Here is a 26855-nt window from a genome sequence, read left to right as displayed (position 1 = left end):
GTTTCCAATCTTATTTATTAAATAATACCTATATAGGGTATTAATAAAAACATAGTTTAAATTTGAAAAATAAATTAACGGATAACTTGAAAAATCATGATATAAAATATAAAGTTAATCAGTTCTTCCCATTTTAAATAAAATCTTTTATAATAATACCTAAAGGGGGTATAGGTATGGAACGTTTAACGGGTGATCTGTTACCAAATGAGACAGATCAAAAGATTCTTCGAAGATTAAAACGAATCGAAGGCCAAGTACGTGGCATTCAAAAAATGGTTGAGGATAAACGCTACTGCGTTGATATACTTACGCAAATTGCTGCTGTTCGAGCTGCTTTAGATAAAGTAGGATTAGCAGTTTTAGAAAAACATACGCATGGTTGTGTCCAAAAGGCGATTAAATCAGGTGAAGGCGACGCTATTATTGATGAATTAATGGATGTTATCAATCTTTTTATTAAATAGATCGTAAGTATATGAGGAGTGAGTTGCGTGGCGAGTGAAGCGAAAGCTACATTAAAAATTGAGGGGATGACATGTGCAACTTGTTCAACAAGGATCGAAAAAGGGTTAAATAAATTAGATGGGGTAAATGCATCTTTAAATTTAACCTTAGAAAAAGCTGCGATTACTTATGATCCTAGTAAAGTAACGTTAGAACAAATTGAACAAAAAATTAAAGATTTAGGCTATGGTGTAAGGAAAGAGAAAGTAGAATTAGATATTTTCGGTATGACTTGTGCGGCTTGTTCAGCAAGAATTGAAAAAGGTCTAAATAAAATGCCAGGTGTTTATTCTGCAACGGTAAATCTTGCAATGGAGAGGGCAGTTATCGAATACAATGCCGATGAAGTCGATCTCGATGATTTCATTAAAAAGATTCGAGATTTAGGTTACGATGGCAAAGCTCATGAAGATGAACAAATCGGTGAATCAGCGAAGGAAAAGGAATTACGGAAAAAGCGAAATAAATTAATTACTTCTGCAATTTTGTCTTTGCCGTTATTATGGACAATGCTTGGTCATATGGGAGCGATGTTTTTAGTTCCAGGATTTATGATGAACCCTTGGTTTCAACTTCTTTTAGCCACTCCCGTTCAGTTTTATATTGGTTATCAATTTTACCATGGTGCATATTCAGCATTGAAAAATGGTAGTGCCAATATGGACGTTCTTGTTGCACTTGGAACTTCAGCCGCCTATTTCTATAGTATTTATGGAATGATTGTGGGAACACATCAACTCTATTTTGAAACAAGTGCAATCTTAATAACTTTAGTACTTTTTGGTAAATATTTAGAAGCGTTGGCAAAAGGTAGAACATCTGATGCGATTAAAAAGCTGATCGATTTACAGGCCAAAACGGCGATGGTACAAAGAGATGGAGAGTTTATTGAAGTTCCCATTAAAGAGGTTGTGAAAGGCGATATCGTGATGGTTCGCCCTGGGGAAAAAATTCCTGTCGATGGTGAAATTATCGATGGTTTCTCTTCGGTAGATGAATCCATGTTAACGGGTGAAAGTATCCCGGTTGATAAAAAAATAGGGGATACCGTTATTGGTGCAACGATTAATAAACATGGCACTTTTAAATTTAAAGCAACTAAGGTTGGGAAGGATACCGCTTTAGCTCAAATTATCAAAGCAGTAGAAGAAGCAAATAGTACCAAAGCTCCCATTCAACGTATGGCTGATGTCATTTCAGGGATCTTTGTTCCAATCGTTGTTGCCATCGCATTACTCACCTTCTTAGGATATTATTTCTTTGTAGATCCTTATAATTTTGAACACGCGCTTGTGAATGCAATTGCTGTTCTTGTTATCGCTTGTCCATGTGCTTTAGGTTTAGCAACACCAACTTCGATTATGGTTGGAACGGGTAAGGCAGCAGAGCATGGCATTTTGTTTAAAGGTGGAGAACATTTAGAGAATGCCAAGAAAATCAATGCGATTGTCTTGGATAAGACAGGAACGATTACAAAAGGTGAGCCTGAATTAACGGATACAATTCCTGTAAATGCTTCAGAAGAAGAATTACTACAACTCGTAGGCTCTGTAGAGAAAAGTTCTGAGCACCCCATTGGTAAAGCTATTGTAAAAGGAATGGAAGATAAAGGAATTCCTCTATTACCTGTAAGTGATTTTGAAATTATTCCAGGAAAAGGTCTAAAAGCGAAAGTAAATGAAGTAATGGTCTATATTGGAACGCGTAAATTAATCAGTGAGTTAGGATTGAGTATTGAAACCATAGAAGAAAAAATGGCTAGATTTGAAGAACAGGGGAAAACCGTTGTACTAGCTGCAACTGAAACAAGGATTTTAGGATTGATTGCTGTAGCAGATACTGTAAAACATGATTCAAAAGAGGCAATTCGGAAATTAAAAGAGATGGGCATCAAAGTTGTGATGATTACTGGTGACAACCAGCGTACAGCTAGGAGTATTGCGGAGCAAGTGGGTGTAGATGAAATTCGGGCAGAAGTCTTACCAGAAGATAAAGCAAAAGAAGTGCAAAAATTGAAAGACCAAGGCTATATTGTCGCTATGGTTGGTGATGGGATTAATGATGCTCCTGCATTAGCAACAGCTGACGTAGGAATTGCCATTGGTACTGGGGCAGATATCGCAATTGAAGCTGCTGATGTAACATTAATTGGTGGCAGCCTAAAAGGGGTCGCAGATGCGATTTATATAAGTAAGCAAACCTTAAAAAATATTAAGCAGAATCTTTTTGCTTCTTTATTTTACAACTCAATTAGTATTCCTGTGGCCATTTCCGGTTTACTAGCTCCTTGGATAGCTGGGGCAGCAATGGCATTGAGTTCAGTATCCGTTGTCTTAAATTCCTTGCGCTTAAAAAATATAAAAGTATAAAGATGACGATTTTCGCTTGTGACCCTAACAAAAAAAGAAAGGGTTTCATATAAAATAAAAATTTGTATTGGAGGGAATAACAAATGGAAAAAATAATTCGTGTCGAAGGAATGACTTGCAATCATTGTAAAATGGCAGTAGAAGGTGCATTAAAAAAATTAAGTGGTGTTATTAATGCGGTTGTAAGTCTTGAAAATAAAAATGTTACCGTAACTTTTGATGAAGAAAAAGTAACATTTGAACAGATGAAAGAAGCAATTGAAGATCAAGGATATGATGTTGTTGACTAAAGGAATCTAAGATGGGTAAAATGGCTATTGATGGAAATTATCAATAGCCATCATTCGTTTTTGGTTCCTATAATGTTTCAATCATTGACGAAGTTACCATATCTTGATAAAAAATGTAGATAGAGAAAAGAAAAAATATATAGAAAGAAGGTAGGGTGCTTTGAAAAAAGGATGGATTAGTGTTCTCATTGCGATCTTACTGGTTGGAGGAATTATCTATTATAATCAAACCAGTGGAGGCGGGCAGAAGGATGTTCGACCTGAAGAAGGGTTTCTTGCCCCTGATTTTACTTTAAAAAATGAACAGGGAGAAAGCATTTCATTAAGTCAGTTAAAAGGAAAGCCAGTATTTTTAAACTTTTGGGCCTCTTGGTGTCCCCCATGTAAAGTAGAAATGCCATATATTCAACAAGCGTATGAAAAATATAAAAATCAGGTCGCTTTTTATGGAATTAATCTAACCTTTAATGATTCAAAATCTGAGGCAATCAATTTCATGAAATCAAACGGGTATCAAATGCCGATCTTATTCGATGAAAATCCAAACCCAGATCATACAGTTGCCAAATTGTATCGAGCCAATACCATTCCGACTAGTTTCTTTATCGACAAGGAGGGTGTGATTCGAGTAAAACATACGGGAGCGATGGATTATAAAACAATTGAAGCAAATATTAAAGAGATTTTGGGGGAGTAATGGATGTTCGAGGAGAGTCAAATTTTTCAAATCGGTCCGATTCAACTTCCCATTCAATGGATCATTTTATTTATTGGGCTTTTTATCGGAACTTTGGTCAGTGAACAAGTGGCACGAACAAAAAGATGGGAAAAAGAGAAATGGTCAGATTTCGTTTTTACTTCTGTTTTAATCGTTTTAGTGATTTATAAATTTGGTTGGATTATGTTTGATTTAAAACGAGTGATCCAAAATCCACAAGCGATCATCTGGACTTCGGGAACAAATGCTAGTTTCTGGTTAGGAATTTTGGTCGCAGGTTTCTATTTTTTTCTCAAAGTTAGAAAAGAAAGGTTTTCTTGGATTGATATTTTGCAATTTTTATGGTTAACTTTTACCATTACACTTTTTTTCTATTCTTTTCTTGTTAAAGATTATGGGAAAGCGACAAACTTTTTCCTTTCGATTCAAGCGGATGATCAATCCCGGATTCACTATCATCCTGTAAATATTTATCGATCCTTATGGTTAGGATTTTTTTTGCTCCTGTTTTACTTTTGGAGAAAAGAGATAACTTATACTCGGCTAATGTTTTTATATATCGGACTAGGATTTGGCTTATTAATCATTTCGATCTTTGATGTAAGTATGAATTTGGTCTTCGGATTGACACTAGAACAATGGCGAAATTTTATCCTTGCTTGTATTGGGATCATTGGCATGTTGAAAAAAAAGGAAGGCATAAGTTAATGCCTTCCTTTTCCATTTATTGTTGCTTATATTGCGGCTCTTCACTCGAGATATAGTTAAATCTTGCTTGTAATGCAGAAATGGTGTTATCCATATTTTGAGCAAGTTGGTTAAACATTTGTTTTGCTTGTTGATCTTGAGTTTGAAGAGCAAAAGATTTTAAGTTGGCAGCTACACTTTGAGCACTTGCAATCGTTTGTTGTAATTGTGTACCAACAGTCATTCGATTCACCTCACTTTCACAGAGATTATAATGTCCTGACCGTTTCTTAAATATAAATGTAAGTTTCTGTAAATTATGATCTTTCCTCACCAGTAAATTTTCTTTTTATTGGAACGAATAGGTCGATAATTCCAATCACTAAAGCTGCAATTAAAGCACCTACAACGGTGACTCTTACACCTGGGATAAAAAATTGGGTTAGATAGATGACTAAGGCGCTTGTAAGAAAGCCGACAATGCCACGACTAAATGGGGAAACATTCTCTCCGAAAATGGCCTCAATAATCCATCCAAGCACTGCAATGACGAGTGCTGCTAAAAATGCGTTCCAAAAACCATTGATCACAAAGTTTGGAACGATAGCTCCTACAAATAATAAAACTAAGGCTGCAACGATAAAACGAACAATATGTCTAATAATTGTCATTATCTTTTATCCTCCCTTTTAATAAATGAAATCAAGGATATTCATATCTTTTCCCTATTGTGTTGCTTTTATTTATCAGATAAACATTTTTCATTAAAAAAAGTTAAGAAGTTATTTTTATCTTAGAATGCTATAATATAAAAAGTATGTTCTTGAATAAGGAGGACTTCATGTGGATCGCGGATTCACGATTTTAGAATTTCATAAAATTATTGAGAGGTTAATTGCAAAAGCGGCTACTGAAATGGGCAAGGAATTAGCAGCATCTTTATTACCTACTTATCATTTCGAAGAAGCTGTTTACCGTCAACAAGAAACCTATGAAGGCTTTAATCTGATTCGCTTAAAAGGCGGAATCCCTTTTCATGGTGTTCATGATATTCGTGGGTCGATTAAGCGAGCAAGAATTGGTGGAATGCTTAGCGCAGAACAATTGCGACAAATATCTACCACATTAATGGCAGGAAGGAAAATAAAGAAGTTGATTCTGCAATTAAATGAAGAATTTCCATTACCAATCTTACAATCCCATGCTGAACTTATAGGGAATTTTATGGAAATCGAAGGGAAAATAAATGAAAGTATCAATGAATATAATGAGATCATGGATTCTGCTAGTCATGAATTAAAGACGATCCGCCAGCAAATTCGCACGATTGAAACGAGGGTGAAAGAAAAATTAGAATTTATCTTACGAAACCCTGCGTATCAAAAAATGTTACAAGATCCGATTATTACGATTCGGAATCAACGATATGTTATCCCTGTAAAACAAGAATATAGGGCGGTTTTTGGTGGTATCGTTCATGACCAGTCTGCATCAGGAGCTACTTTATTTATTGAACCTGAATCTGTTGTTCAAATGAACAACCGACTTCGAGAGTCTCAATTAAAAGAAGAAAAGGAAATTGAAAAAATCCTAAAACAATTGACAGAATTAATCCGTCTTGATGCAAATCACCTTGAAGAGATGATGGAACACTTGGGAGTATTGGATTTTATCCAAGCAAAAGCCGATCTTGCACGAGAGATGAAAGCGACTCAACCAAAACTAAATCAACAAGGATTTATAAATCTAAAAAAGGCACGACATCCATTAATTAAGATGGATGAGGTCGTTCCCATCGATGTTCATTTAGGAAAAGAGTTTCACTCCTTAATCATTACTGGGCCAAATACAGGGGGAAAAACCGTTACCTTAAAAACGATTGGTTTACTAACTTTAATGTCGATGTCTGGTTTGTATATTCCTGCAGAAGAAGATAGTGAAGTTGCTGTTTTTTCATCAATCTTTGCAGATATTGGTGATGAACAAAGTATCGAACAAAGTCTAAGTACATTTTCCAGTCATTTAAAAAATATTATTCAGATCTTAAAGAAAATGGATTCGAATAGTTTAGTTTTATTAGATGAATTGGGAGCAGGTACTGACCCAACCGAAGGGGCGGCATTAGCGATCGCAATCTTAGAAAAAATACGTTCACTTCATGCAAAGGTCGTTGCTACGACTCATTACAGTGAACTAAAAGCATATGCCTATAACAACCCAGGTGTGATAAACGCGAGCGTTGAATTTGATGTGGAAACATTAAGGCCAACCTACCGATTATTAATTGGTGTTCCTGGTCGAAGTAATGCTTTTGCGATTGCAAAGAGGTTAGGGCTTCCTGAGGATATGATTCAATTTGCTAAGAATCAAGTGAGTGAAGAAGATTTACACGTGGAATCGATGATTCATTCCCTAGAATGGAACCAAAGAAAAGCAGAAAAAGAACGGGAAGAAGCAGAACGTTTAAGGAAGCAAACGGAAGAGATGAAAAAAGAAGTAGAAGAGAAACTGGATTCTTTAGAAGCAACCAGATATCGAATCCTTGAAGAAGCTAAGAAAGAAGCTGTCCAAATTATTCGGAAAGCAACCCAAGAAGCAGATGGGATTATTCGTGAATTAAGAAAATTGGCTCAGGAAAGACGAGCAGATGTAAAAGAACATGAATTTATTGAGATGAAAAGGCGGTTAAATGAGTCTGCACCTGAATTAGAAAAACCACAACTTGTTTCTAAAAAGCGAAACCAGAAGATTAAAGTCGGCGATGAAGTAAAGGTTTCAAGTTTAGGTCAAAAAGGGTTGATCGTTGAACAAGTTAGTAAGGACGAATATATTGTTCAAATTGGAATTATCAAAACCAAGGTTAACAAACAGGATTTAGAATTAGTTGAAGAGCAGAAAAATTCAACACCTAAGATGATGATGACAGGAGTAAAACGAACAAAAGACTTTGTAAAACCAGAATTAGATCTTCGAGGGAAGACGGTAGATGAAGCATTGATTGATATTGATCGTTATTTAGCTGATGCGTTGATGGCTGGATATAAACAAGTATCCATCATCCATGGGAAGGGAACAGGAGCCCTACGAATCGGGGTTCAGGATTTTTTGAAACGACATAAATTAACGAAATCCATTCGGATGGGACAATATGGTGAAGGTGGTAATGGCGTAACTGTTGTTGAATTAAAAGCATAATGAAGGTTAAAAAATAGGCTGGTTGAAAAACCAACCTTTTTTTATTCATTTTTCATTGAAATTGGGGAATGATGAAAAAGACACTTTTTTTGGAGTGATATTGGTGGAACAAAAAATTCATCATAAATTAAGTCATAAAATGAAAATCAATCACCCCAAAATATTAAATAAAGATGCTCGTCTACTTTTACTAGTGAGTACTTTATATACGATTGCCATCGCATTATCAAATACATTTGTAAATGTATATTTGTGGAAATTAGAGAAAAATTATATCCTGATTGGGTGGTTCAATTTTTCGCAATATTTAACAACATTAATCATTTTTGTTCTTGCGGGGAAATTGTCCAAGAATTTAGATCGTGTAATTTTACTTCGAATCGGCGTAGTGATATTGACAATTTTTTACCTTGTTGTCCTTGTTCTTGGCTCTCGCTCTGCCGAACATTCGGTTTTATTAGGATCTTTGCTTGGAATTGGTCAGGGATTTTATTGGTTTTCCTTCAATCATTTATACTTTGAGATTACAACATCGAAAAATCGGGATATTTTTAATGGGTGGAATGGTTTATTTACTTCTGCTGGGGGGATTGTAGCACCATTTTTATCAGGATGGTTTATTTCGCATAAACCGGGTTTTACTGGCTACCGACTCATATTTTTTATCTCCTTATTTGTATTTTTGCTTGCCGTTATGGTTAGTTTTCTCTTTTATAAGCGTCCTTTAAAGGGAAGGTATCGTTTAACCAAAGTATTAAAACAAAGTATCACCCAAACACCTTGGCGTAATATTTCCCTGGGAATGATGGCTCAAGGTGGAAGAGAAGGGGTGATTACTTTCCTTACAGGATTATTGGTTTATATTTCAACGAATAATGAGTTTTCTTTAGGTACCTATTCGATGTTGATTTCACTTGTCGCACTTGTCAGTTATTTTCTAGCCGGAAAATGGATGAAAAAAGTGTCGCGAAATCGGTCGATGATGATCGGTTCATTGATGATGGCAGTGGTTGTGATCCCTATGTTTTTAAAGACATCCTATACCACATTATTGATTTATGGAATTGGAACCAGTTTGTTTGCACCACTTTATTTCATCCCTTTAACTTCTGTCGTTTTTGACTTCATCGGTAAAAATGAAGAAACGGTGAGTTTAAGATCTGAGTATATTGTTTTGAGGGAAATTGGCTCAAACCTTGGTAGAATGATGATACTTCTAGTGTTTATCGTTTTTATCAAATGGGTTGGACTTCACCATCTTCGCTACATTCTTTTAATCTCTGGTACGTTACAAGTTGTTACGTGGCTATCGTTTAGAAAAGTATTAGCTTCTAGCTGAAAGGTGTGAAAGATTCACAATGGGCCAAATCAAAGAAAGAAAATTAAGTTCAAATCTCCAAGAGAACATAAATTTCATGAACCAATTTTTGGGTATCAATAAGAGTTTTGATGTGATCTACCGCAAACTCCATTATGGAGGAAAGGAATTTGCCCTTTATTTTATTGATGGCTTTGCGAAAGATGATATTATGAACCAAATTATGAGATATTTAGGAAAGTTAGAACCGAAAGATTTAACCCCTGATACATTAAAACGGTTGTTACAAACCCATATTGGCTATTTGGAAGTTGAAGAAGCTGATGATTTTAAAAAGATTGTTTCACAAATCCTTGCTGGGCCATTGGCTTTATTCATCGAGGGAGAAGACAAAGCGATTCTTATTGACGCAAGAACTTATCCTGCAAGGGGGCCACAGGAACCAGATATTGAACGGGTGGTGCGTGGATCCCGTGATGGTTTTGTCGAAACCTTAATTTTTAATACCGCTCTCACCCGAAGACGTTTACGAGATCCTTCTTTACGGATGGAATATTTGCAGGTAGGGGAACGTTCAAAAACAGATATTGTTTTAGCTTATCTTGAAGATGTAGCCAATCCTAACTTGGTAGAATTGATTAAAGAAAAAATCAATAAGATGGAAATTGATGGGTTACCCATGGCAGAAAAAACATTAGAGGAGTATCTTTTTCCAAATCATTGGAACCCTTATCCGATGGTTCGCTATACGGAGAGACCAGATGTAGCGGCTGTACATCTACTCGAGGGACATGTTCTGATTTATGTGGATACGTCGCCTAGTGTGATGATTACGCCAACTACGTTATTTCACCATGTCCAACATGCAGAAGAATATCGGCAAAAACCGGTAATTGGTGCTTATTTACGTTGGGTACGTTTTATTGCATTAATAATGTCTGTCATTTTGTTACCTTTATGGTATGCGGCTGTTAAGGATCCTTCCATACTTCCAGACTCTTTACATTTTCTCGAACCGAAAAAACCAGGTGAAATTCACTTGTTTTGGCAATTTATGTTTGCTGAGCTTGGATTGGATATTTTGCGAATGGCAGCAATCCATACTCCTTCCTCTTTAGCGACAGCAATGGGATTAATTGCAGCGATCGTGATTGGTCAAATGGCAATTGATGTTGGTTTATTTACAAAGGAAGTGATTTTATACTTATCAATAGCCGGAATTGGAACATTTGCGACGCCAAGCTATGAACTAAGTCTTGCGAATCGAATCGTACGGATCATCTTGATTATTCTTGTTGAACTATTTGGGGTAATAGGACTTCTAATTGGACTTATTCTTTGGTTTTTGCTTTTAGGGTTCTCAAAGTCTCTTGATACACCCTATCTTTGGCCACTTATTCCGTTTAACGGGAAGGCTTTGTTAGATGTTATTGTTCGATCACCGATACCTTATAAAAATAAACGCCCGAGAATCCTATCTCCAAAGGATCTAGATCGAAGTCCAGGGGAATAAAATTTTCAATTGTTATTCTCACCAAACTGTGTTAAGTTGTTTGTTACGAAGTACCGAATTTGGTTGCAAAGAAACTTCATTCTTTGCTATACTTTTATCTGTTGCGAGATTTTTATTATAAAAGGAGGACTTTTCAAAATGGCAATTGTTCATGTTACTGATCAATCTTTTGCTACTGAAGTAGAAAGCACAGGTACAGTTCTTGTTGACTTCTGGGCACCTTGGTGTGGACCTTGCAAAATGATTGCGCCTGTACTTGAGGAAATCGATCAGGAAATCGGAGATAAATTAACGATTGCAAAGTTAAATGTTGATGATAATCCAGCTTCCGCTGCAAAATATGGAATTATGGGAATCCCAACTTTATTGCTTTTCCAAAATGGAAAACCAGTAGAGAAAATCGTTGGTTATCAACCAAAAGCTCAATTAATGGCAACTTTAAGCAAGCATCTATAATTTGATTGAATCAATATAGGATACTTAATCAAAAACCCCCTATTTACTAGGGGGTTTTTTAAAAAGATAAGAAACTCCCTTACAAAACATGAAATGGCTTGTATGTTCTAACGCTGCTCTTAACCTTACGGCTTTCCGTAAATAAGGTAAGTGGGAAAGCATGCTCGCTAAAGCATCCATAGGATACAAGTTACGCTATGCAACTAACGTTGCAAGTCGTGCTATGTCGCAGCTTACAGAATCATACAAGCCATTGATTGCTTATCCCTTTCATTCAAAAGAAATACACGGACAACGGAGCGCATTGGAATATACAAATCTTTTCCTAACATTACAGCAAAGTCAAATTTATTTCCCTAGGAGGTGATCAAATGAATCTGAACATTAAGGAGAAACTTGCACTACTCCCTGATAAACCAGGCTGTTATCTGATGAAAAATAAGGATGGGCAAGTCATTTATGTTGGCAAAGCAAAAGTTCTTAAAAACCGTGTTCGTTCCTATTTTACAGGAAGTCATGATGCGAAAACACAAAAATTAGTTAGTGAAATTGTAGACTTTGAATATATTATTACCGATTCGAATGTCGAAGCACTCATCTTAGAGAACAATTTAATCAAAAAATATCGTCCTCATTATAATATTATGCTAAAAGATGACAAAACTTACCCGTATATCAAATTAACTGCAGATGAACACCCCCGGCTTGAAGTAACAAGAAAAGTTAAAAAAGACAAAGCGAAGTACTTTGGACCTTATCCCAATGCGGGATCAGCTCAACAAGTTAAGAAATTATTAGATAAAATCTATCCCTTACGTAAATGTAAAAATTTAAAAGACCGTGTATGCCTTTACTATCATCTAGATCAATGCCTAGCGCCTTGTGAATACGAGGTTAATCAAGAAATTTATGAAGAGATCACGAAAAAGATTTCACGTTTTTTACAAGGAGATTATAAAGAGATTGCTGATGAATTAATACGAAAAATGGAACAAGCAGCAGAAAATCTAGAGTTTGAACGGGCAAAAGAATATCGCGACCAATTAAAAGATATCGAAAATATTATGTCAAAACAAGTGATCACTTTAAACGATCGGATGGATCGCGATATTTTTGGGATGTATACTGATAAAGGATGGATGTGTGTTCAAGTCTTTTATATGAGACAGGGAAATCTAATTGAACGAGAAGTCTCAATGTTTCCCTATTACGGAACAAAAGAAGAAGACTTTATGTCCTTTATTACTCAATTTTATTTTGAAAATCCTGTTCTTCCAAAAGAAATCTTACTTTCAGAAGATATTGAATTGGATTATGCACTATTAGAAGAATGGCTACAAATCAAAATTCATCAACCAAAAAGAGGTCAAAAAAGAAAATTGGTTGAAATGGCAATGGAAAATGCCAAGGCAGCACTAGAGGAAAAATTCAATCTAGAAGCAAGAAATGAGGCAAAAACAATTCAAGCTGTTCAACGGTTAGGAGAGTTACTAGGCATTCATACCCCGCATCGAATTGAAGCTTTTGATAACTCCAATATTCAAGGCACCGATCCTGTTTCTGCCATGGTGGTATTTATCGATGGTTATCCTGACAAATCAAGCTACCGTAAATATAAAGTAAAGGATGTAAAAGGGCCAGACGATTTTCATACCATGCAGGAGGTCATTCGTCGAAGATATACTAGAATATTGAAAGAAGGATTAAACCTTCCTGATTTAATTATTGTCGATGGTGGCAAACAGCAAATCATTGCAGCCATAGATGTGCTTGAAAATGAATTGGGTTTATCGATTCCAGTAGCTGGCTTAAAGAAAGATGAAAAGCATCGAACAGCATTGTTACTTTATGGCGATCCGTTAGAACCAATTCTGATGGAGAGGAATAGCCAAGAATTTTATCTTTTGCAACGAATCCAAGATGAGGTACACCGTTTTGCGATTTCCTTTCATCGTCAGGCCCGAAGTAAAAGTATGTTGTATTCTCAATTAGATGAGATACCTGGTGTCGGAGAGAAAAGAAAAAAATTATTGTTAAAGCATTTTGGCTCGATCAAAAATATGCGGGAAGCAACGGTGGAAGAGTTTCGAAAAATTGGCATAGGGGATAAATTAGCACAACAGATTTTAACCGCTCTACGCTCTGAGGAAAAAAAAGATTAGAAAATTCTCGAAAAAGGAACTCAAAAAAGACTTAATCTATGTTATAATACAAAAAATTATTAAGATGCCTCACTTTCCATTGTGAGGTAGGGGTTGCAAAATTCATGAGTCGTCTACGGGAATGTCGGGAAAATGATGAACGTAGATAAAAGGGGATTTTGCCGAAGCATACTTATGAATCCCGCATAAGTATAGCTGGGCTTACATCGAATAGGTGTAAGACTGTCACAGTTAAACATCCCAATTTAACTGTGGAGAACTATCTTGATCTTGGGAGGTGAAGGACTTTTTGTTGTCAACGGCAACAGGTAAAGTCTACCTGTTGTTTTTATTTATCGTAGGAATCATTCTTTATCTTACAAATGGCTAGTGTATTGGAGTGAGTAATATGGGGATCATTGTAAAAAAGTTTGGTGGCTCGTCGGTAGCAAATGTTGACCGAATCAAAGCAGTAGCAAAAATCATCGCGAATACAAAAGATCAAGGACATCAATGTGTTGTGGTTGTTTCCGCAATGGGAGATCATACAGATGAATTGTTAGACTTAGCCCATCAGATTTCGGCGAATCCTTCTTCTAGGGAATTGGATATGCTATTGACGACTGGGGAACAGGTATCTATCTCTTTATTAGCGATGACCTTACAAGAGATGGGACATCGGGCGATCTCCCTTACAGGTTGGCAAGCAGGTATTGAAACGGAAGATGTTCATGGAAAAGCACGAATTACCAATATTAATACGGAACGAATTTTCAAAGAATTAGATCATGATCAAGTTGTGATTGTTGCTGGATTCCAAGGTGTTTTTGCCAATCAAGAAATCACAACATTAGGAAGAGGTGGCTCAGACACAAGTGCTGTCGCTTTAGCTGCTGCTCTTCATGCAGATATTTGTGAAATTTATACCGATGTTGAGGGAGTATATACGACTGACCCCAGGGCTGTGAAGAATGCAAAAAAATTAGATGAGGTAAGTTATGATGAAATGTTAGAACTTGCAAATTTAGGAGCGGTAGTATTGCATCCGCGTTCCGTTGAAAATGCCAAACATCATGGAGTGAAACTCGTTGTCCGTTCCAGTTTTGTCGATACTCCCGGAACTGAAATTAAGGAGGAGAAATCAATGGAGAATGTTCACGTCGTTACAGGGGTAGCTTACGATATGGATGTGACACGCATTCAAGTAGTCGATTTAGAGAACAAAATCGATGCATTAGCTGATTTATTTACGACTTTGGCGAATGAAAGCATCAACGTCGATATGATTGTGACCAGTGATTATGAAAAAGATCGGATTAATGTCTCTTTTTCTATCTCCGATCAAGATATTCATGCAACCCTAAAAGTATTAGAACGAAAATTTGGAGAACAAGCAAAAGTCAGTCATGATCATCATTTGGCAAAGGTTTCTATCGTTGGAGCCGGTATGATTTCTAACCCTGGAGTCGCTGCAAAAATGTTCAAGATCCTAAGTGATGCAGGAATCACGATTCATATGGTTACTACTTCTGAGATTAAAGTATCTTGTCTAGTGCCAAAGATACAAGCAAAAGAAGCCGTTCAAGCTTTACACGACGCTTTTGAACTAGGAAAGGAATAACTTGAATAGCCCAAAATCCCTTCAAACTTTGAAGGGATTTTCATTTTACTGTAGAGAAAAGGTTTACTCATGAAAGCAATAAAATTAAGTTAAACTTGATCAATTAAATTTTTTGTTTTTTAAGAAGGATTAGAGAAAAAAAGGAAGAATTAAAATAATATAATTATTTTTAATCATTTTAAAAAAGAATAAAATTTATTAAAAATGATAGATAGAAATAAAAATATTTATTTAATCATTGATATTTTCTAAATTTTTTAAAAAACAACAAAAAGAGCGATATATCCATGATTTCCTTAGATTCATGCCTATTCTTTTCATCCTGTCCTTTTTGACGCTTTATAGGACAGAGGAGTACAATAAATTTGTCATAAAATGTTCCTTTTTTTGGTTTCAAAAATGAAACCTGATTCTGCTAGTTTTTAGAATTTTAAAAATGGAAGTTAAGGGGAGGGAGTTAAAGAGGTCTAGGAATGAAGGAATCACACATTTTGCTTTTCAATCTTAAAAGGGGGGAAATTGTTTATGGCAACTTCGCATTTTTTTAATCGTAGGTTGCACTCTTTGTTAGGAATTATTCCTGTAGGTGTGTTTTTATTGATTCATTTAACGGTTAATTACATGGCTACAAGAGGTCCAGAGTCTTTTAATAATGCAGCAGGATTCATGGAAAGCCTACCTTATCTCGCTGTTCTTGAGTGGGTATTGATTTTCTTACCACTTTTATACCATGCAATTTATGGACTTTATATTGCACTCCAAGCAAAGCATAACGTAGGTAACTTTGGTTACTTCCGTAACGTAATGTTTATGTTACAACGATACACAGGTATTATTACTTTAATCTTTGTTGGTTGGCATGTTTGGGAAACACGTGCTCAGATGGCTTTGGGAACGAAGGAACTGAACTTTAACATGATGGCTGATATTTTACAAAATAATTGGATGATGGCCTTTTATTTAGTTGGTGTGATTTCTGCAGTCTTCCATTTTTCTAATGGAATGTGGTCGTTCTTAGTAAGTTGGGGAATTACGATTGGTCCACGTTCACAAAGAATTTCAACCTATGTATGGATGACCGTATTTGTACTAGTCTCGATCGTTGCTGTTTCTGCGCTATTCTCTTTCACAAATGCGGAGTATATTAAAGAAGCAGCGAAATTAACTACTCATTAAGGGGGGAGTGAGAATATGAGTAATCAGAGGATAATCATAGTTGGTGGTGGATTGGCAGGTTTGATGGCAGCTGTCAAAGTTGCAGAAGCAGGTGTACATGTTGATTTATTTTCTTTAGTACCAGTTAAGCGCTCTCATTCCGTTTGTGCGCAAGGTGGAATTAATGGTGCTGTAAATACCAAGGGTGAGGGTGACTCCCCATGGATTCATTTTGACGATACCGTATATGGTGGAGATTTCTTAGCAAACCAACCTCCTGTTAAAGCGATGGCAGAAGCAGCTCCTGGAATCATCCATCTGTTTGACCGAATGGGTGTTATGTTTAATAGAACTCCTGAAGGACTTCTTGATTTCCGTCGTTTCGGTGGTACACAACATCATCGTACCGCCTTTGCTGGTGCAACAACAGGACAACAATTACTTTATGCTGCTGATGAACAGGTTCGTCGTTGGGAAGTAGCAGGGTTAGTAACGAAATACGAACACTGGGAATTCTTATCCGTTGTCCTTGATGATGAAGGAAGAGCAAGAGGTATTGTAGCCCAAGATTTAAGAAGCATGGAGATACATACTTTTGTCGGTGACGCAGTCTTATTAGCAACAGGTGGACTGGGTATGATCTTCGGTAAATCAACCAACTCGGTGATTAATACCGGTTATGCAACAAGTGCAGTTTATCGTCAGGGTGCATATTATGGAAACCCAGAATTTATTCAAATTCATCCAACCGCTATTCCTGGTGATGACAAAGACCGATTAATGTCTGAGTCTGCTCGCGGAGAAGGTGGAAGAGTATGGACTTATAAAGATGGTAAGCCTTGGTACTTCTTAGAAGAAAAGTATCCAGCTTATGGAAACCTCGTTCCACGCGATATAGCAACCAGAGAAATTTTCCACGTTGTTGTTGACCTTGGCCTAGGGGTAGATGGGGAAAACAAAGTTTATCTTGATTTATCTCATAAAGATCCAAAAGAATTAGATATTAAACTTGGCGGTATCATGGAAATTTATGAGAAATTCGTCGGTGATGATCCAAGAAAAGTCCCAATGAAGATCTTCCCAAGCGTTCACTATTCAATGGGTGGATTATGGGTTGATTACGATCATATGACCAATATTCCTGGTCTCTTTGCTGCTGGAGAAGTGGATTACCAATATCATGGTGCTAATCGTTTAGGAGCAAACTCTTTATTATCTGCGATTTATAGTGGCATGATCACAGGTCCTAAGATGGTTCAGTATATCAAAGGATTAAAGAAAGCTTCTGCTGATGTATCAAGTAAATTCTTTGAAGAGCAAAAGCGGAAAGAACAACAAAAATACGATTCCATCACTAAGATGAACGGTAATGAAAATCCATATAAACTCCATGAAGAGCTTGGAAAATGGATGACTGAGAACGTTACTGTCGTTCGTTATAATGATCGTCTCCTCAAAACAGATGAAAAGATTCAAGAGCTTATGGAACGCTATAAGCGGATTAATATTGATGATGCTTCCAAATGGAGTAATCAGGCTACCATATTTACACGTCAATTAGAAGGTATGCTTGTCTTAGCGCGTGCTATTACATTGGGTGCTTATCATCGTAATGAAAGCCGTGGTGCTCATTACAAACCGGAGTTTCCAAATCGTAATGATGAGGAATGGTTAAAGACAACCAAGGCATCTTATACACCAGATGGTCCTAAATTTGAATATGAAGATGTGGATGTCTCTTTAATTAAGCCTAGACTTCGAAATTATGCAGTGTCTAAGGAGGAGACGATAAAATGAGTGAAAAAACAATTCATTTAATTATAACCCGTCAAGATGGACCAGACTCCAAACCCTATAAGGAAGAATTTAAGGTTCGTTACCGCCCAAATATGAACGTAATTAGTGCTTTGATGGAAATACAAAAGAATCCAGTCAATGCTAAAGGTGAAAAAACAACACCTGTTGTTTGGGAAATGAACTGTTTGGAAGAGGTTTGCGGTGCTTGTTCTATGGTGATCAACGGCAAACCAAGACAATCTTGTAGTGCATTAATTGACCAATTAGAACAACCTATTCGCTTAGAACCAATGAGCACATTCCCAGTAATTCGCGACTTGATGGTTGATCGCAGTAGAATGTTTGATGCCTTAAAACGTGTGAAGGCTTGGATTCCAATTGATGGAACCTATGATTTAGGGCCTGGTCCAAGAATGCCTGAGCATACACGTCAATGGGCATATGAATTATCCAAATGTATGACTTGTGGAGTATGTATGGAAGCATGTCCAAACGTAAATAGCAAGTCTGCATTTATTGGACCATTTGCAATCAGTCAAGTCCGTTTATTCAATACTCATCCAACAGGGGCAATGAATAAGTGGGAACGTTTAGAGGCACTGATGGGTGATGGTGGTGCGACAGATTGTGGTAACTCACAGAACTGTGTTCAAGCTTGTCCAAAAGGAATTCCATTAACGACTTCTATTGCTGATATTAACCGTCAATTAACAATTTATTCCTTTAAGAAATTCTTTGTAAGTTAATAAATATGAAAAATATGAAAGGGCTACCCCAAAAGCTTTATGCCTTAAGGGGTAAGCCCTTTTTGTATATTCCCATAAGCAGCTACATAGCATGATAACAGCTTTAGCTCGTGTAATCTGAAATGAATTGTATGTTCTAACGCTGCTCCTAACCTTACGGCTTTCCTTGCTTATAGAATCATACAAGCCTATTTTTATCTGTAAAAACTTAAAACATTCCACTAAAAGTTTGGTAAAGTAAAAGACTATTTAAAAAGATGATCAGCAATGCGATTGTCCCAGCTATTTTATTCATGTACGGTTTATTCACAAAGTATTTACCCATCACCTCTTTATTTCGCGTCAAGATTATTAAGGGAATAATCGTAAATGGTAATTGCAAGCTGAGAATCACTTGGCTAGTGATGAGTGCTTTAAACGTATTTACCCCTAATCCAATCACGATTAAAGCTGGTATCATTGTTACCAAACGTTGAACCCAAAAAGGAATAGAACGATTAATAAAACCTTGTAGAATGTATTGACCAGCAATTGTTCCAGTAACAGAAGAGGACAACCCTGATGATAGTAAGGCGATAGCAAAAGCAAAACTAGCAAACCCTCCAAGTAATGGAGTCAATGTTTGATAAGCTCCTTCGATGGAAGAAACAATATGGCCATTGCTGAAAAAAGCTGCTGCTGCCATGATGATCATCGAAGAGTTAATGAACCACGCTGTATTTAAGGCAAATAGGGAATCTATGATCGCATATTTATATATTTTTTTATTGTGTTCTAGATCTGAATTAATTCTTGTTATCACAACACCAGAGTGTAGAAAAAGATTATGTGGCATCACAGTAGCCCCTAACATACCTATTGCGACAAAGATACTCTTTGCATCTAATTCTGGAATAAAGGTATGTTTCATAATTAGACCTACATCTGGTTTTACAAGGAATAATTCCAAGATATAGGCAAAAGCAACGATACTAACAAATCCAAAAATAATCATTTCAATTTGTCGGTAGCCATATCGGTGTAAAGCTAAGATTGCAAAGACAATAATTCCAGTAATAAAGGCAGATGGAAATAGTGGTATTCCAAATAAAATATGAATTCCCAATGCAGCTCCAAAAAATTCAGCTAAATCTGTGGCCATCGCTGCAATTAGCGCGGTCATAAAAAGAAAAAAATAAAGAGGCTTTGCAAAATGTATTTTCATATTTTCTGCTAAAGATTTACCTGTAGCAATTCCTAATTTCACGGAAAGGCTTTGTAAAATAATTGCCATAAGATTACTAATTAACAAGACCCAAAGAAGCTGGTAACCAAAACGGGCCCCACCTTCAATATTTGTTGCCCAGTTACCAGGATCAATATAGCCAACACTAACAAGATAGGCTGGCCCCATAAATGGTAACCATTTTTTTAATGAACATTTATCAAAAAATTGACGGAATTGCTCTATCGCAGTTGTTGAAACGGAACGATTCAATGGTTTTGTATTCATCAGCTTCACCTCCATCGTGAAGTTAGACAATCAAAAAAATTTTTCCTCAATGCAACATTTATACTATTATTATAGTGTAAAGATGCATTAATGTGAATGGGGCTTTTATTCTAAAAAAACTTCAAATAAAAAGGCTGACCCTTAAAGTAAAGGATCAGCCATCAAATATACATATTTCCTAGGTCCTTAGAAGAATTATCCTATGATAGGAGTTAACCCTATGAGTCATCCCCCTCTATGCAAATAAATTATTGTGCTGCTTTTACAGCTTCTAGTGCTTTTTCATAATTTGGATGTTCAGTAACTTCTTTTACATATTCAACATAAGTAACTTCATTTTTCGAATTGATTACAAAAACAGCACGAGCTTCTAAACGTAGATCTTTAATATATGTACCATATGCACTACCAAAGGACATGGTTTGATAATCAGATAATGTAATCACTTTATCAATTCCTGCTGCTCCACACCAGCGTTTTTGTGCAAAAGGTAAATCAACACTTATCGTTAAAATGGTTGCATTTAATTTAGCAGCTTCTTCATTAAAACGTCTTGTTTGTGCATCACAAACAGGTGTGTCTAAAGAAGGAACGACGCTAATTAATTTTACTCCTTCGAAATCCTTTAGTGATTTTGGGTTTAAGCTGTTATCTACGACGGTAAAATCAGGAGCTTTATCTCCAACCTTAATCTCTGGTCCAAGTAAAGTGACGGGTTTTCCTCCAAAAGTAACTACTCCATTACGTTCTTCCATGTGTATCCTCCTTAATTAACAATTTTTTTATAGTAATAATTTTATTATGTTTCAATAATAACAATGAAGAAATTAGAAGTAAAGATATGACTACACTTCATCAATGAAAATATTCCAAATTATTTTTATCACACTTTTTTGTTTAGGTAATATAATACAGTGAAAACAAAAACCCCCCTTATTAAACTGTCCCCCGGTAAATTTTTACTAACCAAGGCTTTTGATCCTTGGTCTTTTTTTTACATAAAAAATTGTAATCACACGACTTAACCAAGCATTTTGACCATTGAATAAAAAAGTAACACAGAATATGGTTCTGTATAGGGAGATGTGTATGATCGATCGTTTATTTTTCAGCGAATGCACAAAAATTAGGCCAGATGTTGAAAAAGGAAACTTTGCATATCTAACGGTAAAGGTGCATGATAGTGTAGAGACTTTTCTGTTGTTGGGTGATGAAACTCTAATTCAATGGCATGAAGGGCTTGTCTTTGCATCCCATTTTCTCCTATTTCCCCACCATACAATTCATCACCAACAAGAGGGTGACCGATGTAACTCATATGGACTCGGATTTGATGGGTTCTTCCTGTTGCTAACTGCAGTTCAATTAAAGTTGCATCACTGAATCGTTCAATGACTTTATAATAAGTGATCGCAGGTTTGGTTTCGGGATGAAGATCAGTTACGACAATTCGCCGCAAAGCATGTTCTGGATCCTTCATAATAGGTGCATCGATAATCCCTTTATCCTCGGCTACGTAACCATGAACAATGGCACGATATGTTCTTTTTAAGGTTCGGTCTTGTAGCTGAAGAGCAAGTTTATGATGAGCGTATTGATTTTTGGCAATCACAAGTAACCCAGAAGTATCACGATCAAGCCGATGCACTGGTCGAAAGCGAAATCGTTCACCTTTTGCTTTCCAATAATAAACCAAACCATTGGCCAAAGTTCTGTTTGGGTGAGACTTTGTAGGATGAACAACAATACCAGCAGGTTTATTTACAACCACAATATCCTGATCTTCATAAACGATCTCAAAGTCAACCGGTTCAGGTGGAATAAATTCTGATGTTTCAATCGGTACATAAATCTGTAAAAGGTCGCCACGATGAACACGTACGGTCACATATACCGGCTCACCATTTAAATAGATTCCTTTTGTATTTTTAACTTTACTTAAAGATTTTCGTGAAAATTGATAATGATTAAACAGAATCTCTTTGATCATTAAACCGTCCCATTCCATCGGTATTGATACTTGGATTAATGGATTCATAGGAAAACTCCTTCTTAAAAGATTATCCTTAGAATTATTTTTGAACATCCATATCATTCTAATACTAAATATACTTTTACATCATAACATATTTTTTTGAAAGGATAATGAAGGGAAAATGTTTTTTCATGGAATCGACTATCAACATTTATTGATTCAATTTCCAGTATTATCCCCACGTTTAACCATTCTTCAGCAAAATCATTCTCAAAAAGAGGACCGAAAACACTTATTAGAACAATTTGGCTTTGAACCTGTGCATTTTTTAGAGTCTAGTAAAACTTATTCTGTAAAAAAATGTTTAAACGCTTGCTTTAATTTTGGTAACGTGATCTTTGCTTTTTCATCGTTACCTCAACCTCTTTTACAACTCTCTCCTCATGAGGTAGGGGTTCCTGTAGTCGATACCCGTAAAGCAAAGGCCATTTTCATTCAAAATCGTGAACTAATAAATAAAATAAAAAGACTTTATCCACAGATTCCTGTTTTTATCATGGTCAAGAAAATGTTTTCATAAACAAATATTTCCGCTAGAATATAAATTGTAAGAATTTTATGAAAATGAAAGGTGGAGGTAAGTATGAATTACTCTTTGGTACCTGAAAGTGAGATTAAGTCAAGAATCGAAAAACTACAAATGCAATTGCAAAAAAAAGGAATTGATAGCGCATTGATCATCCAACATGTGGATTTATTTTATTATTCTGGTACCATGCAAAACGCAATGATGGTCATTCCTGCTACTGGAGAAGCAATTCTTTTCGTTAAAAAAAGCTTGGAACGGGCAAAAAGAGAAACAATGATCGAAACGTTGCCAATGCCTAGTCTGAAACAGTTTCCTGACCAATTGATGGAAAGAGGTATTTATTTACAGAAAATGGGTTTAGAATTAGACGTTCTTCCTTATGGACAGTATGCACGGATTCAAAAAGTATTTGCAGCAACTGAGTTAGTCGATATTTCGCCAATCATTCGTGCCCAAAGAAGTGTAAAATCACCATATGAGATTGAGTTGATTCGTCAGTCTGCAAAAGTTGCATATGAAGCGATACTAGAAGTGCCAAAGATTCTAAAACCGAATATGAGAGAAATTGATTTTGTCGCTGAGATAGAAAAGTTTGTGCGTTTGCGGGGACACATTGGAAATATGAGGCTTCGGGCATTCAATCAAGAACTTTTTCTCGGAATGGTTGTTTCGGGTGAAGCTGCTGCAAAACCGACTGGCTTTGATGGTCCAGCAGGAGGGGAAGGGCTATCCCCAGCAATGCCCCAAGGAGCTGGATGGAAAGTAATTAGAGAAAATGAACCGATTTTAATCGATATTGCAGTAGCGGTAAATGGTTATATCGTTGATCAATCACGGATAGCTGTGATCGGAGAATTAGAACCTCAATTAGAAGAGGCTTATCAAGTAGCTTTATCGATTATCAAAGAAACAGAAAAGAATGCAAGACCAGGAACATTATGGTCTGAACATTATCTCCATGCGGTTAAAATGGCAGAAGAGGTAGGGCTAAAAGATTATTTTATGGGATTTAAGCAAGATCAGGCGAAATTCCTCGGCCATGGAGTAGGAATTGAGTTAGATGAGTTACCCGTTCTAGCAAAAGGATTGGATCAGCCTTTAGAAGTAGGAATGGTCATTGCCATCGAACCGAAATTCACTTTTCCTGGGAAAGGTGTAGTTGGTATTGAAAACACTTATGTTGTGACAGAAAATGGATTACAGGCATTATCCTATGCACCAGAAGAAATTATTCGAATAAAATAACATCATCTTCCATTACCCTTCAAAAAGATAGGTGAATGAACCTCAATCCGTTATGCACTTATTGAACACCAGACACATAAAATAATCTGAAATCTCCCTTGTGAGTTGATGAGCCCGAGCAAGGAGGGGTGGAACTTTTGAAGGGTAATGACCAGCACGCTAAACCACTGTTAACAAACCGAGAAAGAGAAGTATTCGAATTACTAGTGCAAGACAAAACGACCAAAGAAATTGCTAAGCAACTATTCATAAGTGAAAAAACCGTTCGTAACCATATTAGCAATGTGATGCAAAAGCTAGGTGTGAAGGGTCGTTCGCAAGCGGTTGTTGAATTGGTTCGGCTCGGGGAACTGAAAATTTAACCCTCGAGAACCCCCGAAAAAAACCCAACTAGGTTAACTAGTCGGGTTTTTTATGTTTTTTACGAATGATTTGTTCTTTGATATAATAAAGCCATTAGATTGAACATTTTTGGAGGGAGATCCATGATGCATTCTCCTGAGCTAATCAGCGAAATTGAATATCTATTACGCAAAATTAGTGGAATTATCAAACAGAAAGGTAGAGAGATTCTCAACGATTTTCCAATAACCCTCCCACAATTTATTGCTTTACAATGGTTAAATGAAGACGGAGATATGACTATTGGGGAATTAAGCAACAAAATGTATCTCGCATTTAGCACAACCACTGATCTCGTCGATCGAATGGAGAAAAATGGGTTAGTGGAAAGGGTACGGGATCAAAAAGATCGAAGAGTGGTTCAGATTCATCTTTTAAATAAAGGAAAAGAAATTATTAACGAGGTATTAGAAGCAAGACGAGAATACCTTGCCCATATTCTAGAGAATATGAATCAAGAAGAAGTTGATCAAATGGCAATTTCACTTAAAAAACTTTTAAAAAAAATGGATGAAGAAGTTTAAACTTTTGTTGTGATCATACATATAATAGTTGCAAAAATTCTAGGAGGAACCGAAACATGGAAGAACAAAAAGCAATAGGAATCTTGGATTCAGGTGTTGGTGGTTTGACTGTTGTGAAAGAAGTATTTCGACAATTACCAAAGGAAAAAGTCATCTATTTTGGTGATACAGCTAGGTGTCCATATGGCCCTCGCTTACTTGAGGAAGTAAAAGAGTTTACATTAGAAATCGTAGATTTTTTGTTAGCACAAAACGTTAAAATGATCGTAATCGCTTGTAATACAGCAACCGCTGCAGCCTTACAAGAGGTGAAAAAGAAGGTCAAGATTCCTGTTGTTGGAGTGATCCGTCCAGGAAGTTTATCAGCGATCAAACATACTCAAACTGGAGAAATTGGTGTAATCGGGACGGAAGGAACCATTCAAAGTGGTGCATATGAAAATACCTTAAAACAAATTAATCCCAAATTAAAGGTTACTAGTCATGCTTGTCCAACTTTGGTTCCTCTTGTCGAAAGCGGTATTGAAGATGAAATCACGATCCGTCAAGTCGTGAAAGACGCCTTAAAACCGATTTTGAGTCAAAAGATGGATTCATTAATATTAGGTTGTACTCATTATCCACTTATTAGTAAATACATCCAGGAAGTAGTTGGTGATCAGGTCAAATTACTAAGTTCAGCGGAAGAGACAGCTAGGGAAGTAAGTACCATTCTTCATCACCAAAACCTTCTCAATCAGACGGAAAATGAACCCGAACATCATTTCTATACTACGGGTGATGTGGTTCATTTTAAACAAATTGCTGAGAAATGGTTAGGTAGAGCCATTGAAGTCACTCATATCGAACTTGCAAAGAAAAATGAGGAAAAAAGTTCTATCAAAAAATGATAGGATTTTTTTGGACAAAATTGTACTAAATTTCCTCAAGGCTCGTATACATAGAAGTAGAATTGCCTTGAGGAGGGGAAAAAAATGTTTAAACGAAACAAATTATCATTATTGATAATCTTGAGTCTAGTATTCACTCTACTATCTGGTTGTGGAATATATGGGCCAGAAGAAACTTCAAAAGACATTGATCCACCACCTGCATTGGATGCAAAGGATAGTACAGGAACGGTAGATGTAACAACAGAGGAAAATGGAGATGCAACGACGGCTGATCAAAAACAGCAAGTGAAATTTACGATCTACTTTTTCGATGAAAAAAGGGATGTTGTTCCATATACAATGGATATCCCAAAGGTGGAAGGAATTGGGCAAGAAGTATTAAAATATATGACTGTTGGTGGTCCAGCTGAAGGTAAAATCCCTCAAGGATTTAAAGCTGTTTTACCAAAAGGTACGAAGTCTTCAATGACTGTGAAGGCCGATCAAAAATTAGCAATCGTCGATTTCTCCAAGGAATTTTTATCTTATGAGGCAAAGTCTGCTGCAGATGAGAAAAAAATTTTAGATGCGATTACATGGACATTAACAGAATTTCCAACCATTGATAAAGTGGAAATTCGCGTGAATGGTTATCCGTTAGAGTCGATGCCAACATGGAAAACACCGATTGTTGGACCTTTGAGTAGAGCAGATGGAATCAATATGGAATTAGGAAATAACATTAAGATTGGTCAAACCACCACCGTAACACTATATTTTTATCGGAGTATGGGTGATAAACAATATCTTGTTCCTGTAACGAGAATGGTTCCTGAGACAAACGATCTTGCAAAAGCAACACTTGAACAATTAGTAATTGGCCCAAAAGCAGGAACAGGTTTAACATCGCCAATCTTACCATCTACCAAAATACTTGATGTAAAAGTAGAACGACAAATGGTCATTGCAAATTTTGATAATCAAATTTTAGGTCCCAATAAAGAAGTATCAAAGGAAGAATTGGATATTCTCGTTTGGTCATTAACAGAAAACACGGGTGCAAAATCAGTTCAAATCAAAGTGAATGGAAAAACAGATACTCTTACAGATAACTTAGCAAAACCGATCATGCGTCCAGAAAAAATTAATACTTCAATTTTGTGAATGGCAAAAAATCTAGTATAATAAGGAAAAACGAAAAATTAAGGAGGTAGTAAACTACCCCTTTTTCTTTTTCGTTCCA

General features: G+C 36.3%; 25 protein-coding genes and 1 riboswitch. Of the genes, 20 read left to right on the top strand and 5 right to left on the bottom strand.

All coding sequences use genetic code 11. The features are described from left to right. The first annotated feature begins 176 nt into the window (after positions 1 to 176). From EDD72_RS03780 to EDD72_RS03760, 5 genes are all read left to right on the top strand, one after another. Positions 177 to 467, top strand: a complete 291-nt coding sequence (locus EDD72_RS03780) for a metal-sensitive transcriptional regulator (RefSeq protein WP_132767407.1) — start codon at positions 177 to 179, stop codon at positions 465 to 467. A gap of 18 nt (positions 468 to 485) precedes the next feature. Then, positions 486 to 2876, top strand: a complete 2391-nt coding sequence (locus tag EDD72_RS03775) for a heavy metal translocating P-type ATPase (protein WP_424565524.1) — start codon at positions 486 to 488, stop codon at positions 2874 to 2876. An 83-nt stretch (positions 2877 to 2959) separates the two neighbouring features. Beyond that, positions 2960 to 3166: a copper chaperone CopZ gene (gene copZ / locus EDD72_RS03770; protein ID WP_132767403.1), complete on the top strand. Its 207-nt coding sequence runs from the start codon at positions 2960 to 2962 to the stop codon at positions 3164 to 3166. Between the two features lie 160 nt (positions 3167 to 3326). Continuing rightward, a complete protein-coding gene (locus EDD72_RS03765) occupies positions 3327 to 3863 on the top strand; it encodes a TlpA family protein disulfide reductase (protein WP_132767401.1) in 537 nt (178 codons plus the stop codon). Between the two features lie 3 nt (positions 3864 to 3866). Beyond that, positions 3867 to 4592: a prolipoprotein diacylglyceryl transferase family protein gene (locus EDD72_RS03760; protein ID WP_132767399.1), complete on the top strand. Its 726-nt coding sequence runs from the start codon at positions 3867 to 3869 to the stop codon at positions 4590 to 4592. Between the two features lie 16 nt (positions 4593 to 4608). Here the strand turns inward: EDD72_RS03760 and EDD72_RS03755 are convergent, their stop codons facing one another. Beyond that, positions 4609 to 4815, bottom strand: a complete 207-nt coding sequence (locus EDD72_RS03755) for a DUF1657 domain-containing protein (protein ID WP_132767397.1) — start codon at positions 4813 to 4815, stop codon at positions 4609 to 4611. A 73-nt stretch (positions 4816 to 4888) separates the two neighbouring features. Then, positions 4889 to 5242 carry a phage holin family protein gene (locus EDD72_RS03750; protein WP_132767395.1) on the bottom strand — a complete coding sequence of 118 codons (354 nt, stop codon included), beginning with the start codon at positions 5240 to 5242 and terminating at the stop codon, positions 4889 to 4891. Positions 5243 to 5414: 172 nt separating this feature from the next. On the opposite strand from EDD72_RS03750, the gene EDD72_RS03745 reads away from it, so the two are divergent. From EDD72_RS03745 to sdhB, 9 genes are all read left to right on the top strand, one after another. Further along, positions 5415 to 7766, top strand: coding sequence for an endonuclease MutS2 (locus EDD72_RS03745; RefSeq protein ID WP_132767393.1), 2352 nt, complete (start codon positions 5415 to 5417; stop codon positions 7764 to 7766). 103 nt (positions 7767 to 7869) lie between these two features. Next, on the top strand, positions 7870 to 9105 hold the full coding sequence (locus EDD72_RS03740; protein WP_132767391.1) for an MFS transporter: 1236 nt from the start codon (positions 7870 to 7872) through the stop codon (positions 9103 to 9105). A 76-nt stretch (positions 9106 to 9181) separates the two neighbouring features. Continuing rightward, the gene (locus EDD72_RS03735; protein ID WP_424565523.1) at positions 9182 to 10597 is read left to right on the top strand and encodes a spore germination protein; all 1416 of its coding nucleotides are present in this window, start codon (positions 9182 to 9184) and stop codon (positions 10595 to 10597) included. Between the two features lie 138 nt (positions 10598 to 10735). Further along, positions 10736 to 11053: a thioredoxin gene (gene trxA, locus EDD72_RS03730; protein ID WP_132767387.1), complete on the top strand. Its 318-nt coding sequence runs from the start codon at positions 10736 to 10738 to the stop codon at positions 11051 to 11053. A gap of 371 nt (positions 11054 to 11424) precedes the next feature. Beyond that, positions 11425 to 13215, top strand: coding sequence for an excinuclease ABC subunit UvrC (gene uvrC / locus EDD72_RS03725; protein ID WP_132767385.1), 1791 nt, complete (start codon positions 11425 to 11427; stop codon positions 13213 to 13215). A 79-nt stretch (positions 13216 to 13294) separates the two neighbouring features. Continuing rightward, a riboswitch (Lysine riboswitch) is annotated at positions 13295 to 13485 on the top strand. A 118-nt stretch (positions 13486 to 13603) separates the two neighbouring features. Further along, positions 13604 to 14815, top strand: a complete 1212-nt coding sequence (locus EDD72_RS03720) for an aspartate kinase (RefSeq protein ID WP_132767383.1) — start codon at positions 13604 to 13606, stop codon at positions 14813 to 14815. Between the two features lie 525 nt (positions 14816 to 15340). Next, positions 15341 to 15991: a succinate dehydrogenase cytochrome b558 subunit gene (locus tag EDD72_RS03715; RefSeq protein WP_132767381.1), complete on the top strand. Its 651-nt coding sequence runs from the start codon at positions 15341 to 15343 to the stop codon at positions 15989 to 15991. Between the two features lie 15 nt (positions 15992 to 16006). Continuing rightward, positions 16007 to 17767, top strand: coding sequence for a succinate dehydrogenase flavoprotein subunit (gene sdhA, locus EDD72_RS03710; RefSeq protein WP_132767379.1), 1761 nt, complete (start codon positions 16007 to 16009; stop codon positions 17765 to 17767). Then, entirely contained in the window at positions 17764 to 18513 is a 750-nt protein-coding gene (sdhB, locus tag EDD72_RS03705) for a succinate dehydrogenase iron-sulfur subunit (RefSeq protein WP_132767377.1), read from the top strand. The genes sdhA and sdhB overlap by 4 nt, the downstream gene beginning before the upstream one ends. Positions 18514 to 18721: 208 nt before the next feature. Here the strand turns inward: sdhB and EDD72_RS03700 are convergent, their stop codons facing one another. The 3 genes from EDD72_RS03700 to EDD72_RS03690 form a co-directional block, all read right to left on the bottom strand. Continuing rightward, complete coding sequence (locus EDD72_RS03700; RefSeq protein WP_132767375.1) at positions 18722 to 20005, bottom strand: Nramp family divalent metal transporter; 1284 nt, start codon at positions 20003 to 20005, stop codon at positions 18722 to 18724. Between the two features lie 248 nt (positions 20006 to 20253). Next, a complete protein-coding gene (gene tpx / locus EDD72_RS03695) occupies positions 20254 to 20760 on the bottom strand; it encodes a thiol peroxidase (protein WP_132767373.1) in 507 nt (168 codons plus the stop codon). A 371-nt stretch (positions 20761 to 21131) separates the two neighbouring features. Next, complete coding sequence (locus tag EDD72_RS03690; protein ID WP_132767370.1) at positions 21132 to 22043, bottom strand: RluA family pseudouridine synthase; 912 nt, start codon at positions 22041 to 22043, stop codon at positions 21132 to 21134. A 118-nt stretch (positions 22044 to 22161) separates the two neighbouring features. Between EDD72_RS03690 and EDD72_RS03685 the strand changes: the two genes are divergently transcribed. The 6 genes from EDD72_RS03685 (at position 22162) to EDD72_RS03660 (ending at position 26776) form a co-directional block, all read left to right on the top strand. Continuing rightward, positions 22162 to 22560: a hypothetical protein gene (locus tag EDD72_RS03685; protein ID WP_132767368.1), complete on the top strand. Its 399-nt coding sequence runs from the start codon at positions 22162 to 22164 to the stop codon at positions 22558 to 22560. A gap of 63 nt (positions 22561 to 22623) precedes the next feature. After that, the gene (locus EDD72_RS03680) at positions 22624 to 23814 is read left to right on the top strand and encodes a M24 family metallopeptidase (protein WP_132767366.1); all 1191 of its coding nucleotides are present in this window, start codon (positions 22624 to 22626) and stop codon (positions 23812 to 23814) included. A 137-nt stretch (positions 23815 to 23951) separates the two neighbouring features. Continuing rightward, a complete protein-coding gene (locus tag EDD72_RS03675) occupies positions 23952 to 24176 on the top strand; it encodes a helix-turn-helix domain-containing protein (RefSeq protein ID WP_132767364.1) in 225 nt (74 codons plus the stop codon). 126 nt (positions 24177 to 24302) lie between these two features. Continuing rightward, positions 24303 to 24740, top strand: coding sequence for a MarR family winged helix-turn-helix transcriptional regulator (locus EDD72_RS03670; protein WP_132767612.1), 438 nt, complete (start codon positions 24303 to 24305; stop codon positions 24738 to 24740). A gap of 56 nt (positions 24741 to 24796) precedes the next feature. Continuing rightward, positions 24797 to 25630 carry a glutamate racemase gene (racE, locus tag EDD72_RS03665; protein WP_132767362.1) on the top strand — a complete coding sequence of 278 codons (834 nt, stop codon included), beginning with the start codon at positions 24797 to 24799 and terminating at the stop codon, positions 25628 to 25630. An 84-nt stretch (positions 25631 to 25714) separates the two neighbouring features. Continuing rightward, complete coding sequence (locus EDD72_RS03660; RefSeq protein WP_132767360.1) at positions 25715 to 26776, top strand: GerMN domain-containing protein; 1062 nt, start codon at positions 25715 to 25717, stop codon at positions 26774 to 26776. Positions 26777 to 26855: the final 79 nt, after the last annotated feature.

This window comes from Tepidibacillus fermentans, assembly GCF_004342885.1.
GTDB classification, from domain to species: Bacteria; Bacillota; Bacilli; order Tepidibacillales; family Tepidibacillaceae; genus Tepidibacillus; species Tepidibacillus fermentans.
Note: the sequence above shows the minus strand (reverse complement) of the source record. Positions and strands in the feature narration are given on the sequence as shown.

What these genes read in the sequence shown, in the direction of transcription:
- copZ (WP_132767403.1), top strand. Translation starts at nt 2,960, where the DNA reads ATGGAAAAAATAATTCGTGTCGAAGGAATGACTTGCAATCATTGTAAA.
- trxA (WP_132767387.1), top strand. Translation starts at nt 10,736, where the DNA reads ATGGCAATTGTTCATGTTACTGATCAATCTTTTGCTACTGAAGTAGAA.
- sdhB (WP_132767377.1), top strand. Translation starts at nt 17,764, where the DNA reads ATGAGTGAAAAAACAATTCATTTAATTATAACCCGTCAAGATGGACCA.
- EDD72_RS03780 (WP_132767407.1), top strand. Translation starts at nt 177, where the DNA reads ATGGAACGTTTAACGGGTGATCTGTTACCAAATGAGACAGATCAAAAG.
- EDD72_RS03700 (WP_132767375.1), bottom strand. Translation starts at nt 20,005, where the DNA reads ATGAATACAAAACCATTGAATCGTTCCGTTTCAACAACTGCGATAGAG.
- racE (WP_132767362.1), top strand. Translation starts at nt 24,797, where the DNA reads ATGGAAGAACAAAAAGCAATAGGAATCTTGGATTCAGGTGTTGGTGGT.
- sdhA (WP_132767379.1), top strand. Translation starts at nt 16,007, where the DNA reads ATGAGTAATCAGAGGATAATCATAGTTGGTGGTGGATTGGCAGGTTTG.
- tpx (WP_132767373.1), bottom strand. Translation starts at nt 20,760, where the DNA reads ATGGAAGAACGTAATGGAGTAGTTACTTTTGGAGGAAAACCCGTCACT.
- EDD72_RS03735 (WP_424565523.1), top strand. Translation starts at nt 9,182, where the DNA reads ATGAACCAATTTTTGGGTATCAATAAGAGTTTTGATGTGATCTACCGC.
- EDD72_RS03720 (WP_132767383.1), top strand. Translation starts at nt 13,604, where the DNA reads ATGGGGATCATTGTAAAAAAGTTTGGTGGCTCGTCGGTAGCAAATGTT.
- EDD72_RS03755 (WP_132767397.1), bottom strand. Translation starts at nt 4,815, where the DNA reads ATGACTGTTGGTACACAATTACAACAAACGATTGCAAGTGCTCAAAGT.
- EDD72_RS03660 (WP_132767360.1), top strand. Translation starts at nt 25,715, where the DNA reads ATGTTTAAACGAAACAAATTATCATTATTGATAATCTTGAGTCTAGTA.
- EDD72_RS03750 (WP_132767395.1), bottom strand. Translation starts at nt 5,242, where the DNA reads ATGACAATTATTAGACATATTGTTCGTTTTATCGTTGCAGCCTTAGTT.
- uvrC (WP_132767385.1), top strand. Translation starts at nt 11,425, where the DNA reads ATGAATCTGAACATTAAGGAGAAACTTGCACTACTCCCTGATAAACCA.
- EDD72_RS03690 (WP_132767370.1), bottom strand. Translation starts at nt 22,043, where the DNA reads ATGAATCCATTAATCCAAGTATCAATACCGATGGAATGGGACGGTTTA.
- EDD72_RS03680 (WP_132767366.1), top strand. Translation starts at nt 22,624, where the DNA reads ATGAATTACTCTTTGGTACCTGAAAGTGAGATTAAGTCAAGAATCGAA.
- EDD72_RS03670 (WP_132767612.1), top strand. Translation starts at nt 24,303, where the DNA reads ATGCATTCTCCTGAGCTAATCAGCGAAATTGAATATCTATTACGCAAA.
- EDD72_RS03760 (WP_132767399.1), top strand. Translation starts at nt 3,867, where the DNA reads ATGTTCGAGGAGAGTCAAATTTTTCAAATCGGTCCGATTCAACTTCCC.
- EDD72_RS03715 (WP_132767381.1), top strand. Translation starts at nt 15,341, where the DNA reads ATGGCAACTTCGCATTTTTTTAATCGTAGGTTGCACTCTTTGTTAGGA.
- EDD72_RS03685 (WP_132767368.1), top strand. Translation starts at nt 22,162, where the DNA reads ATGTTTTTTCATGGAATCGACTATCAACATTTATTGATTCAATTTCCA.